13 protein-coding genes are annotated in these 14172 nt (G+C 73.6%); 8 read left to right on the plus strand and 5 right to left on the minus strand.

From position 1 onward, the window contains the following. Positions 1–447: 447 nt before the first annotated feature. Positions 448–1185 (minus strand): aminoacyl-tRNA hydrolase, encoded by a 738-nt coding sequence (locus ACTWQE_RS19430; protein WP_443330248.1) that lies wholly within the window; start codon positions 1183–1185, stop codon positions 448–450. A 364-nt stretch (positions 1186–1549) separates the two neighbouring features. Here ACTWQE_RS19430 and ACTWQE_RS19435 point away from each other — a divergent pair, with 364 nt between their 5' ends. Continuing rightward, complete coding sequence (locus tag ACTWQE_RS19435; protein WP_443330249.1) at positions 1550–2479, plus strand: ABC transporter ATP-binding protein; 930 nt, start codon at positions 1550–1552, stop codon at positions 2477–2479. Beyond that, entirely contained in the window at positions 2476–3144 is a 669-nt protein-coding gene (locus ACTWQE_RS19440; RefSeq protein WP_443330250.1) for an ABC transporter, read from the plus strand. Before ACTWQE_RS19435 ends, ACTWQE_RS19440 begins: the two co-directional genes overlap by 4 nt. A 432-nt stretch (positions 3145–3576) precedes the next feature. Here ACTWQE_RS19440 and ACTWQE_RS19445 read toward each other — a convergent pair whose 3' ends face one another. From ACTWQE_RS19445 to zapE, 3 genes are all read right to left on the minus strand, one after another. Then, positions 3577–4440: a polysaccharide deacetylase family protein gene (locus ACTWQE_RS19445; RefSeq protein ID WP_443330284.1), complete on the minus strand. Its 864-nt coding sequence runs from the start codon at positions 4438–4440 to the stop codon at positions 3577–3579. Between the two features lie 219 nt (positions 4441–4659). After that, positions 4660–6048, minus strand: coding sequence for an alkaline phosphatase PhoX (locus tag ACTWQE_RS19450; protein WP_443330251.1), 1389 nt, complete (start codon positions 6046–6048; stop codon positions 4660–4662). A 115-nt stretch (positions 6049–6163) separates the two neighbouring features. Beyond that, a complete protein-coding gene (gene zapE / locus ACTWQE_RS19455) occupies positions 6164–7264 on the minus strand; it encodes a cell division protein ZapE (RefSeq protein WP_443330252.1) in 1101 nt (366 codons plus the stop codon). A gap of 588 nt (positions 7265–7852) precedes the next feature. Here zapE and ACTWQE_RS19460 point away from each other — a divergent pair. From ACTWQE_RS19460 to ACTWQE_RS19485, 6 genes are all read left to right on the plus strand, one after another. Next, entirely contained in the window at positions 7853–8638 is a 786-nt protein-coding gene (locus ACTWQE_RS19460) for a pyrimidine reductase family protein (RefSeq protein WP_443330253.1), read from the plus strand. Positions 8639–8776: 138 nt separating this feature from the next. Next, complete coding sequence (locus ACTWQE_RS19465; protein WP_443330254.1) at positions 8777–9244, plus strand: indole-3-glycerol phosphate synthase; 468 nt, start codon at positions 8777–8779, stop codon at positions 9242–9244. A 127-nt stretch (positions 9245–9371) separates the two neighbouring features. After that, entirely contained in the window at positions 9372–10784 is a 1413-nt protein-coding gene (gene murC / locus ACTWQE_RS19470) for a UDP-N-acetylmuramate--L-alanine ligase (RefSeq protein WP_443330255.1), read from the plus strand. A 13-nt stretch (positions 10785–10797) separates the two neighbouring features. Further along, a complete protein-coding gene (gene msrB / locus ACTWQE_RS19475; protein ID WP_443330256.1) occupies positions 10798–11205 on the plus strand; it encodes a peptide-methionine (R)-S-oxide reductase MsrB in 408 nt (135 codons plus the stop codon). A gap of 281 nt (positions 11206–11486) precedes the next feature. Further along, positions 11487–11645, plus strand: a complete 159-nt coding sequence (locus tag ACTWQE_RS19480) for a hypothetical protein (RefSeq protein WP_443330257.1) — start codon at positions 11487–11489, stop codon at positions 11643–11645. Between the two features lie 23 nt (positions 11646–11668). Further along, positions 11669–12292 carry a disulfide bond formation protein B gene (locus ACTWQE_RS19485; protein ID WP_443330285.1) on the plus strand — a complete coding sequence of 208 codons (624 nt, stop codon included), beginning with the start codon at positions 11669–11671 and terminating at the stop codon, positions 12290–12292. Between the two features lie 42 nt (positions 12293–12334). Here ACTWQE_RS19485 and treZ read toward each other — a convergent pair whose 3' ends face one another. Further along, positions 12335–14158 carry a malto-oligosyltrehalose trehalohydrolase gene (treZ, locus tag ACTWQE_RS19490; RefSeq protein WP_443330258.1) on the minus strand — a complete coding sequence of 608 codons (1824 nt, stop codon included), beginning with the start codon at positions 14156–14158 and terminating at the stop codon, positions 12335–12337. Between the last annotated feature and the right edge of the window lie 14 nt (positions 14159–14172).

Below are 14172 nucleotides of genomic sequence, written 5' to 3' on the forward strand. Positions count from 1 at the left end.
GTGGTGGTGCGTGCGGGTGGCACGGAGTCATACGGATCGGCGCCGCCCGGTGTTCAATCCGGGCCGCGACGAAATACCGCGGGGTAGCCCCACTGCCCTGCGGGAGTCGGTCCCCGCTGCCCGCTGCCCGCGCTGCACGCGTCGTGTGCGCCCGCGCGCCGTACGCCGCCCACACCGCGTGCCGCGTGCCGCCAGGCACCGCGATTTGTGCCCGTACCCGCATGCCGCCTGCTGCCGGGACCCGCTGACCCGTACCCGTATGCCGCGTGCTGCCGGATGCCGCGACCCATGCCCGTACCCGTATGCCGTGTGCCGCCGGGTGCCGCGACCCATGCCCGTACCCGTATGCCGCGTGCCGCCGGGTACCGCGAGGCCCGTGCCCCGTACGCCGCGTGCCCGCCGGGCACCGCGCCCCGTGCCCGTGCCGAGTACGGCGCGTGCCGCCGGTCAGCCCCCGGCGCGCCTCCGCAGAGCGGGGTGGCCGGCGACAACCGTGCACGAGCCCGGGGCGATCTCCGTGAATCCGGCGTCACGGACCACCGGCAGGCCGCTCGCCGTCAGCTCCGCCCAGCGGGCCGCGTCCGGGCTGCGTACGGACAGCGCGAAGCCGGACGCCCGCCACTCCTCCCGCTCCACGGCCGTCAGCTCCCACCAGGCCAGCTGTGCGCCATGCCCTGCCTGAGCCATCGCCTTGCCCGCCGACATCTCGAGGTCGGGGCTGAGCCACAGCACGGGCCGTGCCGGGTCCGGTGCGGCGGGCGGCTCCGGCTCGTCCAGGTCCGTGCCCGAAACCTGCAGCTTGGCCAGCTCCTTGGGCCAGCCGTCCAGCGGCACGGGCGGGAAGACCCGGACTTCGGCGGAGCCTTGGGTGACCGTGATGCCCGGCAGCTCCCCGGCCCGCCGCCACTCCGCCCCGCGCGCCCGGCGCACCACCTTGCGGATCCGGGCGTCCTGCCAGTCGCGTACGGCCCGGAACCACTCGCCGTCCTCGGCCGCCGCCCGTTCGTCCGACAGCAGCACCAGCACCGCTCGCGCCGCCGCCTCCAGGGCGTCCGTACGGGCGGGTGGCTCGGCCCGCTCGATCCGGACCACGAGCGGCAGTACGAACTGCGGCGCGGCATCCCGCTCGCTCACCTCGTGCTGGAACGGGCTGGTGCTGTGGGGGCTGGTGTCGGCGCTGGTCACCTGCCCAGTCTGCCAGCACCTCGAGGTGCGGCTCCGGCCGTGCTTGGCGGAGCGAATCGTTCCGGGGGAGCATGCCGTATGCGCAGTGATCTCTCTGCCTCCGCGAACAGGATTGTTCCGGCCACCGCACCCGGTATGACCCCGCGGAACTCCGCGCTGGTCCGTCGCGCCGTGGCCGGCGCCCGCTTCGTGCGACGTGGCCCGAAAGGGGCCCGCCTCTGCGCCGCGGCGCACCGCTCGGAGAGCGGCTCGGTACCGCGTGGAGGCGCGGGCGGAACGGTCCGGCTCGGACCTGAGGAGGGTGACGGGACGGGGCTCGTCCGGCCCTTCGGGGCAGAGGCGGAACGGAAGCCCGGCAACTGACGTGGAGTTGCGAGGAGTCGGACGGCGTTACGGCCTCGGTGGCCCCTGGGTTCTGCGCGGTATCGACCTTGACCTGGCCGAGGGCACACTGGTGCGCATCGAGGGCGGCAACGGCAGCGGCAAGTCCACGCTCCTCCGGCTCCTCGCCGGGATCGACACGCCCACCGCGGGCCGTATCGCCGGGCGGCCGCGCACGGCGTACGTGCCCGAACGGTTCCCGGCCGAGCTGCCGTTCGACGCGGTCGGATATCTCACCCACCTCGGGCGCGTTCACGGGCTGCGGACGGCGGCCGCGGCCCGGGCCGCCGGCGCGTGGCTGACGCGGTTCGGTGCCGACGGGCATGCCCGCACGCCGCTCGCCGAGCTCTCGAAGGGCACGAGCCAGAAGGTGGCCGTGGCCCAGGCGCTGCTCGCCCGCCCGGGGCTCCTCGTCCTCGACGAGGCCTGGACCGGCCTCGACCAGGCGGCGCGCGGGGTGCTCGACCGGTCCGTCGCCGAACGCGTCGCCGACGGCGGCACGGTCGTCTTCGTGGACCACGACCCGCGCCGGCTCGCGGGCGCGACGGACGCGGCCCACCGTGTGGAGGACGGCGGCCTGGTTCGCGTACGGCACCGATCCTGTGCGGAGGCGCAGGGCCCGCGGATGCTGATCGAGGCGGAGGGACCGCACGGCGCCGACCCTCCGGCCGGACTGCCGGGCCTGCCCTCCTGCGAGCGCGCCCCCTCAGGCGTGACGCGGCTGACCGTCCCCGCCCTGCATTCGGACGCCCTGCTCCGTGCCCTTCTCGGCGCCCGGCCGCCCTGGCACGTCCGGGCGGTGAGGCCGCTCGAGCCGGGCCCGCGGCCGGGCGAGGCGGCCGGCGCGGGACCAGTTGATACCGCCGGCCCGCCCCCGGGCGGGGGCACTGCCCCACGTACGGAGGCGTTGTGACCGCCCTGCTGCGCTACCAGGCCGCGTTACTCCTGCGCTCGCAGCGCTGGCTGCCGCCCCTGCTGCTCTACGCCGGCTTCCTCGGCGTCGGCGTGCAGGCCGGGCAGCCGGTGCTGGACTCCCTCGGGTACGCCGCCGCCGCTCTGCTTCCCGTCGCGGCCTGGCTGGTGCGGGTCTGCGCGACCAACGCGCCCACGGCGGCGCGCCACTGCGCGGCCGCCGCGGCCGGTCCCGTACGGGCGCACCTGGCCTGCGTGCTCACTGCCGTCCTCGGCGTCGTCGTGCTGGGCGCCGCCACCACGCTGCTGGTGGCCGCCGTCAGCGAGCCGTACAGCGCCGACCACCGGGTGAGGGTGCCGGTCGTGCCCGCCGCCGCTGCGGGATTCCTCGCGGCGCTCGTCTGCGCCTTCCTCGGGACCGCCGTCGGAGTCCTCTGCAACCGGCCGGTGCTGCGCAGCACCGGCCGTGCCGTGCCGGCCACCGCGCTCGCCGCCCTGATTGTCCTCGTGACCGGCGGCTCACCGGCTCAGGCGGCCGTCTCCGGGCTGGTCACCGGCTCTCTGAGCGGCCGGGTGACGATGCCCTTCGTCCCTCTCGCCGCGTCGGCGCTGCTGGCCGCCGCGGCGACCGCCGTCGCGTGTGCCGTCGGCTCACGCCGAGGCTGAGTGCGCTCGAAGGCCGCGCCGGGGATGCTCGGCGTCGGGTCCGCATTCTTCCTGGGCGACCGCGCCGAGGTTGAGTGCGCTCGGCGGCCGCGCCGGGGACGTTCGGGGTCCGGGCCGAGGCTGAGTACGCTCGAGCCATGGACGACCAGGACCAGGACGACCGTACGGGCGGCTGCTGCCCCAGGAACCGGAGGCCGGGCTCGCTGCCGGGTCGGTGCCGGCGGGACCTCCGTACGCCGACTGTGTCCTCTGCGGCGAGCCGACGGAGTACGGGACCGCCCATCCCGGTGTGACCCTCTGCCCGGTCTGCGAGTGGCAGGAGGCTCAGCGCACGGCCTGTTCCGGCTGAACCGGGCCGGTCACCCGGGCCGGTCATCCGGGCCGGTCCGGACGGTTCCCGACCCGTGACCGACCGGTCCTGAGCAGCCGGGTTCAGCCGCCCGCGCGGATCAGCTCCGACACCCGGACGAATCGGTAGCCCCGGGCCCGGAGTTGCGGCACGATCCGCTCCACCGCCTCGTCCGTCACCGGCGCCGTACTGAGCGTGCTGCGCAGAGCCACCACCGATCCCGGCTTGACCTGCGACAGGACCTGTTCGGCCACCCGGCGCGTGTCGGTGGCGAGGGCGTCCCCGGCGGCCACGTCCCACCGCACGGCCGTCACCCCGGCGGGGGCGACCTCCCGGAGCGCCCGGTCGCTGAAGCAGCCGTCGCGGAAGCGGACGTACGGCAGCGGGTCGGGGACACCTGCCCGGCGGATCGCGGTGAAGGCCCGCTCGACGTCGGCGCGCAGCCCGGAGGGCGTCACCGGCGGAACCGTGTGGCAGGAGTCCGCGGAGGCGGGGTCGCCGGTGGTGTGACCGGCCACCTCGAACAGCGGATCGCGGCCGATGGACCTGGCCTGGTCGGCGTACTCCTGGGCCCATCGACCCGTCATGAAGAACGTGGCGGGGACCTTCAGACGGCGCAGCGAGGCGACGAGCGCGGGATTGTCGAAGCGCTCCCCGCCCGCGGCCCGCGCACCCTGATCGGACGTCATCTCGGCGTCGAAGGTGAGCGCCACGACCTTGTCACCGCCGCGCGGTCCGTGCGAGAAGACGGCCGTCCGGCCGCCGGGGCCCGGCGGCAGGGTCGGGGCCGCGGACCGCGCCGGCCCGCTCGCCGACCGCGAGGCGGACGGCCGGGCGGGAGCGGGCCCTGCGGCCTGCTCCCCTTCGGGCTGCGCCGCGCCTCCGCCGCACGCCGTCAGGGCCAGCGCGAACAGTGGCAGCAGAGCCGGGCCGAAGCCCCGGGCCATCCGGTAGCGGGCCCGTGGCCCCATGCTGTGGATCATGTTCGGAGCGTAAACGCGTGCGGGGCGATCGGCATGTCCTCGCACCGGGCCGCCGACCCGTTCGACCCAACGCCGCGTCAGCCAAGGTCACCCCGCTCGCCGCCCTGACACACCGTCCCCCCGGCTACCGCTGGGGGACGGTGCGCCGACCGGAGGCTGGGGGAGTGCGGCACGCTCGCCGATTCACGCGGAGCCGGCGGACAGGCCCTGACGCCAAGGCCCGGTCACCGCGAAAGTGGTACCCGGGGTGTAGCAGTTGACGTACATCGTGCGGTGGTCCGGGGCGAAGGTGACTCCGGCGAACTCGCCCCACTCCGGCTCGTCCGGGGTGCCGATGTTCTGACGGCCCCGGGCCATCGGGTAGACCTGGCCGCGCCGGGTCAGTCCGAAGACGTGCTGCGCCCCGTCGCCGTCCTCGCAGACCATCAGGCCGCCGCCCGGGGCGAGCGTGATGTTGTCCGGAGACTCGCCGGGCAGCTGCACATCCGTACTCGGGCCGAAGACCACCACCAGGGTGAGGCGGCGGTGGCGGGGGTCGTACCGCCACACCTGCCCGAAGTGGTCGGCCGCCGAGCCCTCAGCGCTCTTGGCGAAGCTGGAGACGAAGTAGACCGACGACCCGCCCCAGTAGCAGCCCTCCAGCTTCTGTGCATGGGTGATGCCCTTGGGGCCGAAGTCCTGGAGCCGGACGGGGGTCTCCCGCGCGAGCGGATCGGGCACCGGCACCCACTCGATGCCGTCGAAGGTCGTACCCGTCTCCTGGACGGCGGACAGATCCGGTACGCCCGGTACGCGCATCGCCTGGAGCCGGCCGCCCGCGCGCAGTGAGCCGACGCCGCCGAGCGGCTTCTCCGGCAGGAACCGGTAGAAGAGCCCGAACGGCTTGAGGAAGGCGTCCTCGGTCTCGTAGACGACGCCCCGGTCCGGGTCGACGGCGATGGCCTCGTGCTGGAAGCGACCCATGGCGGTGAGCGGGACGGCGCCGGTGCGGCGCGGATCGTGGGGATCGACCTCGAAGATGAAGCCGTGGTCCTTGGTGTAGCCGTTCGTCCCGGCTTTGTCCTCGGTCTCCTCGCAGGTCAGCCAGGTGTGCCAGGGGGTGCGGCCGCCGGCGCAGTTGACGGCGGTGCCGGCGATGGCGACGCGCTCGCCGAGCAGCCGGTTGCCCGGGCCGAGCTCCAGAGCCGTACAGCCGCCCGGGCCCATGGGGTCGTACGTCAGCCCGTCGACGGCGGGGACCCGGATCCTGGCGTCGACCCGGTTCTCGTGGTTGCGCACCAGATGGGTACGGCCTCCGCGCCCAGGGAAGGCGGCCATGCCGTCGTGGTTGCTGGGAACACGGCCCTCGCCGGAGCGCAGGGGGTCGCCCTCGCGGGAGAGAACGGTGTAGCGGAAGCCCTCGGGGAGGTCCAGAAGCCCGTCGGGGTCGGGGACGAGGGGGCCGTAGCCCCCGTCTTTCCGTTCGAGTGCGGCGGCCGTACCGGCGAAGATCTCCGGGATGCTTCCGGAGAAGGCGATCCCCACTCCCAGCGCACCGGTCCTTGCCAGGATGTGACGTCGTGTCGCGGACATGGGCAGCTCCCTGCTGGCGGACAGGAAATATGACCGGCCGTGTGTATCACGCTGTTCGCCCCACCGGAACCATCCGCGCTGTGCAGCCCCAGGCGTCTCCTGGCGTGGGCTCCCGTCAGGACTCGACGAGCGTCTTCGCGTCGCGCGCCAGCGCGGTGAGCCGTGAGATCGCCCGGAAGTACTTCTTGCGGTAGCCGCCCGTCAGCATCTCCTCGCTGAAAAGCTGGTCGAACGGCATTCCGGAGGCCAGCACCGGCACCTCCCGGTCGTACAGCCGGTCGGCGAGGACGACCAGGCGCAGGGCCGTCGACTGGTCGGGTACGGGCCGGACACCCGTCAGACAGACGGCCCGGACGCCGTCGCAGAGCGCCCCGTAGCGGCTCGGGTGCACCTTCGAGAGATGGCCGAGGAGGGAGGGGAAGTCATCGAGCGAGGCGCCCTCGGCGCGGTGGGCGACGCGCGTGACGTCGTCGTCCGCGTACGGCGGCGGGGCCTCGGGCAGACCGCGGTGGCGGTAGTCCTCGCCGTCGATCCGCAACGGCCGGAAGTGCGCGGACAGGCCCTGGATCTCGCGGAGGAAGTCGGCGGCGGCGAAGCGGCCCTCGCCGAGCTTGCCGGGGAGGGTGTTCGAGGTCGCGGCGAGGGCCACGCCCGCGTCGACGAGCTTGCCGAGCAGCGTGGAGACGAGCACGGTGTCGCCCGGGTCGTCGAGCTCGAACTCGTCGATGCAGAGCAGACGGTGGCCGCTGAGTGTCCGTACGGTCTGCTGGAAGCCGAGGGCACCCACGAGATTGGTGAGCTCGACGAACGTGCCGAAGGCCTTGTGCTCAGCGGGTGCGGGGGTGGCGTGCCAGAGGGAGGCGAGCAGGTGCGTCTTGCCGACGCCGTAGCCGCCGTCGAGATAGACGCCCCGCGGTCCGGAGGGCGCGGCGGGTTTCCTGGCGAACCAGCGCCGTTTGCCACCTCCGGCAGCGGTCGCCCCGGCAAGGCCGGCGGCGATGCCGCTGAGGACGCGCACCGCCTCGGACTGGCTGGGCTGCGCCGGGTCCGGGACGTAGGTCTCGAAACGGACCGAGTCGAAGCGGGGCGGCGGCACCATCTCCGCCACGAGGCGCTCCGCGGGCACGTGCGGCTCGCGGTCGCACAGCGACAGCGGGGCTCCGGGGGAGGACGGCGCGGCTATCGGACTCGGCTCGGAGGCAGGGAGGGAGGACACAGCGCCCCAGCCTAATCCCTCCGGGACGGGCGCTCCGCTCCCTCCGGGACCGTACTGCGCTCCCTGCGGAGCGGGCACTCCGCGATGACGACCCGCCGCCCCCCGGGATGCCCCGCCCCTTGCCCGCCTTGCTGTGGCCTGTTCGCACCCGGTCCCTCGGCTGCCCCGGGACAGGGAAGGCCGCCGGTGCGCACCCGGTACGGCCCGGGCCGTCGGGGCCGGGTGCGCGCCGGGTGATGGGCTGCCCGGGACGGGGAAAGGCCTCGAGGGTCCCGGGTTGTGGGTCTGGCTCATGAGTGGCCTCGTGCCCCGGCGTGGGTTTGTCCGGGCAGGGGGTTCCGCCGGTGCGCACCCGCGGTCGGCGGCCCCGGGGCGTCGGGGGCCGGGCGCGCACCGGGTGGTGGCTGCCCGGCTGGTGGAAGCTTCGGTGGTCCCGGGTGGTGGGTGCGCGCCGGTGGTCGGGCAGCCCCGGCCGTAGGGAGTCCCGGTGCGGGCGGTGGGCTGCCCGGCCCGGGGATGCCTCCGGCGTGGACCGGGTGGTCGGCTGCCAGGGAGCTTCCGGTACGGGGGCCGTGCCACACTGCCCGCATGCGACGCCTGTTCCCGCCGGCCTCCGGCCCCACCGCCCCCGACCAGCTCGCCGACCGCGAGTGGGATCTCGACGAGCTGGCCGACGCGTACCCCTATCCCGACGCGCAGGGCGGCTCCGGGCAGGCGTGGCTGCGGGGCAACATGGTCGCCTCGCTGGACGGGGCCGCCCATCACGGAGGGCGCTCCCACCCCCTGTCCTCCGATGCGGACATGCGGATCTTCGGCGTCCTGCGCGGGCTCGCGGATGTGGTCGTCGTCGGTGCGGAGACGGTACGGCGGGAGGGCTACCGGCCCGCCCGGGTGCGCAAGGCCTTCGCCGCCCGCCGGGCCGCGCACGGCCAGTCGCCCGCCCCCGTGATCGCCGTGGTGACCGCCAGCCTCGACCTGGACTTCTCGACCCCGCTCTTCACCGAGCCGGTCGTCCCCACCATCGTCCTGACCGGCGCCGCCCACCACGCCCACCGGGCGGACGTCGCCCGCGCCGCCGGTGCCGATGTGATCGTTGCCGGGGACGGGGAGGGCATCGAGCCGGCCAAGGCCGTACGGGCACTGGCCGACCGCGGCCACCACCGGCTGCTCACCGAGGGCGGCCCGCGCCTTCTCGGCCAGTTCGCCGCCGCGGGAGTCCTCGACGAGCTGTGTCTGACCGTCGCTCCCCTCGCCACCGTGGGCGCGGCGCCCCGGATCATGGACGGTCATGCGATCGAAGAACCGGAACGCTTCGATCTGGCGTCCGTGCTGGAAGAGGCCGGGTACCTTTTCACCCGCTACCGTCGGATCTGACCAGCCGCGGAATTCCTCGCACCCGTGCATTCCGCGTGGTTCGTTCCGCCGGGCCCGCACTCTCGCAGGCATCGTGCGGATATGGGTGCAGGATGGTTCTGTAGGGCCTCCGGGCCCACGAAGACGAAGGGACCCGCCGTGTTCACGACCGTACTCATGATCGAGAAGCCGCTGGTTCCCACGGACGTGGAACTGGTCACCACGCTGCACGGCGACGACCCCTCCTCCTTCGTCGTCCTCATGCAGCCCCACGGCGATCAGGACCGGCTGCTGCGAGCCCTGGACGACGTTGCTCTGGGCGAGCTGGACGAGGCCGTCCACGAGGGCGAGGAGCCGGAGGGCAGCGCAGCTCTCCAGCCCGCCGAGCGCGCGCTGAACCACTCCATCGAGGCGCTGCGCGCCGCGGGAAGCCAGGCCGTCGGCCAGATCGTCGAGAAGCATCCACTCGACCTGCTGCGGTCCGTCGTCGAGGAGACGCGGGCCGACGAGGTGATCGTTCTGACCCGTCCGCACCTGGTGGAGGAGTTCTTCCACCGCGACTGGACCTCCCGCGCCCGTCACAAGGTCGGTGTCCCGGTGCTCAAGCTGTACGCCCACACCGAATAGGCTGGTCGGCGTCCACCGCCCGGCGGCGTTCACCGCCGGGCAACGAGCACTGCCCAGCTGTTCACCGCCGAGCGATGATCAGCCCGGCGGCAGCCACGCACGCACCGCGACCCGGGGAGACTCCACGATGGCACCGGCCGTTCCGTCCGCCATGGACCGACCGCACTTCATCGGCATCGGCGGCGCCGGGATGTCGGGCATCGCGAAGATCCTCGCCATGCGCGGCGCGCGCGTCGCGGGCAGTGACGCGCGGGAGTCCGCCACCGCCGACGCCCTCCGCGCCCTCGGTGCGACCGTGCACATCGGCCACGCCGCGGGGCACCTCGCCGATGACGCGACCAGCGTGGTCGTCTCCAGCGCCATCCGCGCCGACAACCCCGAGCTCGCCCGCGCCGCCGAGCTCGGCATCCCCGTCGTGCACCGCTCCGACGCCCTGGCCGCGCTGATGGACGGTCTGCGCCCGATCGCCGTGGCCGGTACGCACGGCAAGACGACCACGACGAGCATGCTCGCGGTCGGTCTGACGGCCCTCGGCCTCGACCCCTCGTACGCCATCGGCGGCGATCTCGACGCGCCCGGCTCCAACGCTCAGCACGGCGGCGGCGAGATCTTCGTCGCCGAGGCCGACGAGAGCGACCGCAGCTTCCACAAGTACGCGCCCGAGGTCGCGATCATCCTCAATGTGGAGCTCGACCACCACGCCAACTACGCATCGATGGACGAGATCTACGAGTCCTTCCAGACCTTCGTCGGCCGCGTCCGGCCCGGCGGCACGCTGGTCGTCTCCGCCGACCACGACGGCGCCCGGGAACTCACGAAGCGTGTCTCCGGCCGCGACGGACTGCGCGTGGTGACCTACGGCGAGGCGGAGGACGCCGACGTACGGATCGTGGAGATCGCCCCGCGCGGACTGACCAGCGAGGTCACCGTCGCCCTCCAGGAGCGGACGCTGACCTTCACCGTCTCCGTCCCCGGCCGCCACTACGCGAGCAACGCCGTCGCCGCCCTCGCCGCGGGCGCCGCGCTCGGCCTGCCGGTGGAGGACCTCGCCACGGCCCTCGGCGCGTACACGGGTGTCAAGCGCCGCCTCCAGCTCAAGGGCACCGCGGCCGGCGTCCAGGTCATCGACTCCTACGCCCACCACCCCACCGAGATCGCCGCCGATCTGGAGGCCATCCGCGGTGGCGCCGGGCAGGGGCGGGTGCTGGTGGTCTTCCAGCCCCACCTCTTCAGCCGGACGCAGGAGCTGGGCACCGAGATGGGCGAGGCGCTCGCCCTGGCCGACGCCTCCGTCGTGCTCGACATCTACCCGGCCCGGGAGGACCCGGTCCCCGGCGTCACCAGCGCGCTGATCATCGACGCGGCGGCCGCCAGGGGCGCGGACGTCCGTGCCGAGCACGACAAGGCCGCCGTTCCCGAGGTGGTCGAAGGAATGGCCAGGCCCGGTGATCTCGTTCTCACCATGGGCGCGGGCGATGTGACCGACCTCGGTCCCGCCATCCTGTTGCGTCTGGAGAAGAGCGCCCGCCCGGAGTGCTGAGGAGAGGACCGACATGGCGTACGACGTCGACAAGCCGGACGAGCAGTGGCGCGAGGAGCTGTCCCCGGAGGAGTACTCGGTGCTCCGCCAGGCCGGCACCGAGCCCGCCTTCACCGGCGAGTACACCGACACCAAGACGGACGGCGTCTACGCCTGCCGGGCGTGCGGCGCCGAGCTCTTCCGCTCGGACACCAAGTTCGCGTCGCACTGCGGCTGGCCGTCCTTCTTCGACCCGAAGGACTCGGACGCGGTCGAGCTGATCGAGGACCGCTCGCACGGCATGGTCCGCACCGAGGTCCGGTGCTCGCGCTGCGGCTCGCATCTGGGGCACGTCTTCTCGGGCGAGGGCTACCCGACCCCCACCGACCAGCGCTACTGCATCAACTCGATCTCCTTGCGCCTGCACCCCGAGGGCAGCTGAGCGGCCAGGCCGACGAGTGCACCGCTCCCTTCACTCGTCGGCCTGGCGATACAGGGAACGCGACCGCGCGGCGGTGCGGCGCCGGATGGAGCGGGTCCCGGGCGGGGCGCCGCTCGCCGGCGTCCGCATGGCCCTGGAAGGCCGGGCGAGTCCGGCCCGGGTCCCGGCGCGGCGGGACACGGCCCGAGCGCGTCCGCCGGGCCGTCGGGCGGAATCCATGTCAAGATCCGGAAAAGTCCTGACATGCCGTCAAGGAACCGCTGCCCGCTAGAAGGACCGCCATGGACACCCTTCTCTTCCTCCTGCTCCTCCTGATCTGGTGTGCGCTGCTGGCGCGGTGGAGCCGGGCCCGGATTCTGCTGCTGTGGGGCGGATCCCTGGTGGGCACGGTGCTGCTGCTGGCGTCGCAGCCCACGTCCCCTCTCGATCTGAGCTTCTGAGGAGGGGGAGTCCCGTGTACGAGATGACCACTCTCCGGTTCACCGGCCCGGGGCCGTCCGTCTCCCGGCTCACCAACCTCTGGGGCCTGTGGTACGCCCATCTGTACGTACTCGCTCTGACGGCGGTGCTCGCGGGCGGCTTCGTCATCCAGTTCGGCCAGAACGCATTGCCCTGTGCGCTCTGTGTCGTCCAGCGGGCCTTCATGGTGCTGGCGGCGCTCGGCCCCGCGTCCCTCGTCGCCATCTCCCGCCACCGTCCCGTCACCACCGGGGACTTCGCCACGGGCTGGGGCATGAGCGTCCTCGCGTCGGTCTGCGGTGCGGCGGCCTCGGGCCGGCAGATCCTGCAGTACATCAAGCCGGGCGTCCCCGGATACGGCAGTACGGTGCTGGGCCTGCACCTCTACACCTGGACGTTCATCACCTTCGTGATCGCGGTCGTCGCCGCCGCTGCCGCCCTCTTCCTCGCCGACGAGGCCGAGCCGCTGGACAACCGGAGCCCCGTCCTGTCCTTCGTCACGCTCGGTTTTCTCGGCCTGGTCATCGCCGCGAACCTCGTCAGCGTCCTGGCCCTGGAGGGCCTCCACCCGTTTCTCCCGGACAGCCCCGACCACTACCGGCTCCTCCGTGACCTCGGCATTCGCTGACCCCGGCATCCTCTGGTCCCGGGTTCCCGTTCTGATGCCGCGTCACCGCGTGACGTCCAGCACCGCCGCGGACTGCGGCGGCAGGCGGACCAGACCGTCGCCCGCGGGCGGCTCGCACGGTTCCCACGCGCAGAGTACGCTCGCGTCCCCCGCCCCCACCGGAATCTTCACCTCTGCCTCCGGGGAGAGGTTCACCGCGATCCGTACCCGGCCCCGCCGCACCACCAGCCAGTGTTCCCGGGCGTCGTAGGAGACCTCGACGCCGCCGAGGTCCGGGTCGGTCAGCTCGGGGCGGGCGCGCCGCAGGGCGACCAGCTCACGGTGCCAGGCCAGCAGCCGGCTGTGCGGCTCGCGCCCGGGCTCGTCCCAGTCCAGGCAGGAGCGGTCCCGGGTGGCCCGGTCCTGCGGGTCGGGGACGTCCGTCTCCGCCCAGCCGTGGGCGGCGAACTCCCGGCGCCGGCCGCTCCGTACCGCCTCGGCGAGCGCCGGATCCGTATGGTCGGTGAAGAACTGCCAGGGCGTGCGCGCCCCCCACTCCTCGCCCATGAAGAGCATGGGGGTGAAGGGGGAGGTGAGGACGAGGGCGGCGGCGCAGGCGAGCAGACCGGGCGGGAGCCGGTCGGACAGCCGGTCGCCGAGGGCGCGGTTGCCGATCTGGTCGTGGGTCTGGGCGTAGGCCAGGAGCCGGTGCGCGGGGGTCGTACCGGGGTCGAGGGGGCGGCCGTGCGACCGGCCCCGGAAGCTGGAGTAGCTGCCGTCGTGGTAGAAGCCCCGGGTCAGGGTCTTGGCGAGAGCGGCCGGCGCGTCGCGTGCGAAGTCGGCGTAGTAGCCCTGGGACTCACCGGTGAGCGCGGTGTGCAGGGCGTGATGGAAGTCGTCGTTCCACTGGGCGTGGAGACCGTGGCCGCCCATAGGGCGTGGCGCGGTGGTACGGGGGTCGTTGAGGTCGGACTCACCGATCAGGAAGAGCGGCCGGCCGGTCTCGGCGGCCAGCGCGTCCACGGCGGCGGAGAGCTCGGCCAGGAAGTGCCGGGCCCGGGTGTCGTGCAGGGCGTGCACCGCGTCGAGCCGTAGCCCGTCCAGCCGGTAGTCGCGCAGCCAGCCCAGCGCACTGCCGAGCAGAAACGCGCGGACCTCGTCGGAACCCGGGGCGTCCAGGTTGACGGCGGCGCCCCACGGGGTCCGGTGGGTCTCGGTCAGATACGGCCCGAAGGCCGGGAGATGGTTGCCGGAGGGCCCGAAATGGTTGTGCACGACGTCCAGGACCACCCCCAGGCCGTGGGCGTGTGCCGCGTCGACGAAGCGCTTGAGTCCGTCCGGGCCGCCGTACGGCTCGTGCACCGCCCACAGCGACACGCCTTCGTAGCCCCAGCCGTGCCGGCCCGGGAAGGGGCAGACCGGCATCAGCTCGACATGGGTGACGCCCAACTCCGCCAGATGGCCCAGGCGTTCGGCGGCTGCGTCGAAGGTGCCCCGGGGGGTGTACGTACCGATGTGCAGCTCGTACAGCACAGCTCCGGGCAGCGGCCTGCCGTACCAGGGGTGCTCCCAGCGGAAACGGGAGTGGTCCACGACGGCGCTGAGGCCGTCGGGCCCGTCGGGCTGGCAGCGGGAGCGCGGATCGGGCAGGACGGCCCCGGCACCCGGTGAGGAGCCGGGCGGCGAGCCGGACGAGGAACCGGCACCGGGCGAGGAGCCGGATGAGGAGCCGCCGACCGGCGCGAAGCCGTAACGGGTGCCGTGACCGGCGGGCGCGTCCGCCCGCCACCATCCCTCCCGCCCCGGATCGGATTCCATGGGATACGGAGAACCCTCCACATGGAGGGTGACCCGTTCCGCCTCCGGTGCCCATACCTCGAACAGCATTGACGGCTCCTCGG

The sequence above is a fragment of the Streptomyces sp. 8N706 genome (assembly GCF_052245415.1).
Taxonomy (GTDB): Bacteria; Actinomycetota; Actinomycetes; order Streptomycetales; family Streptomycetaceae; genus Streptomyces.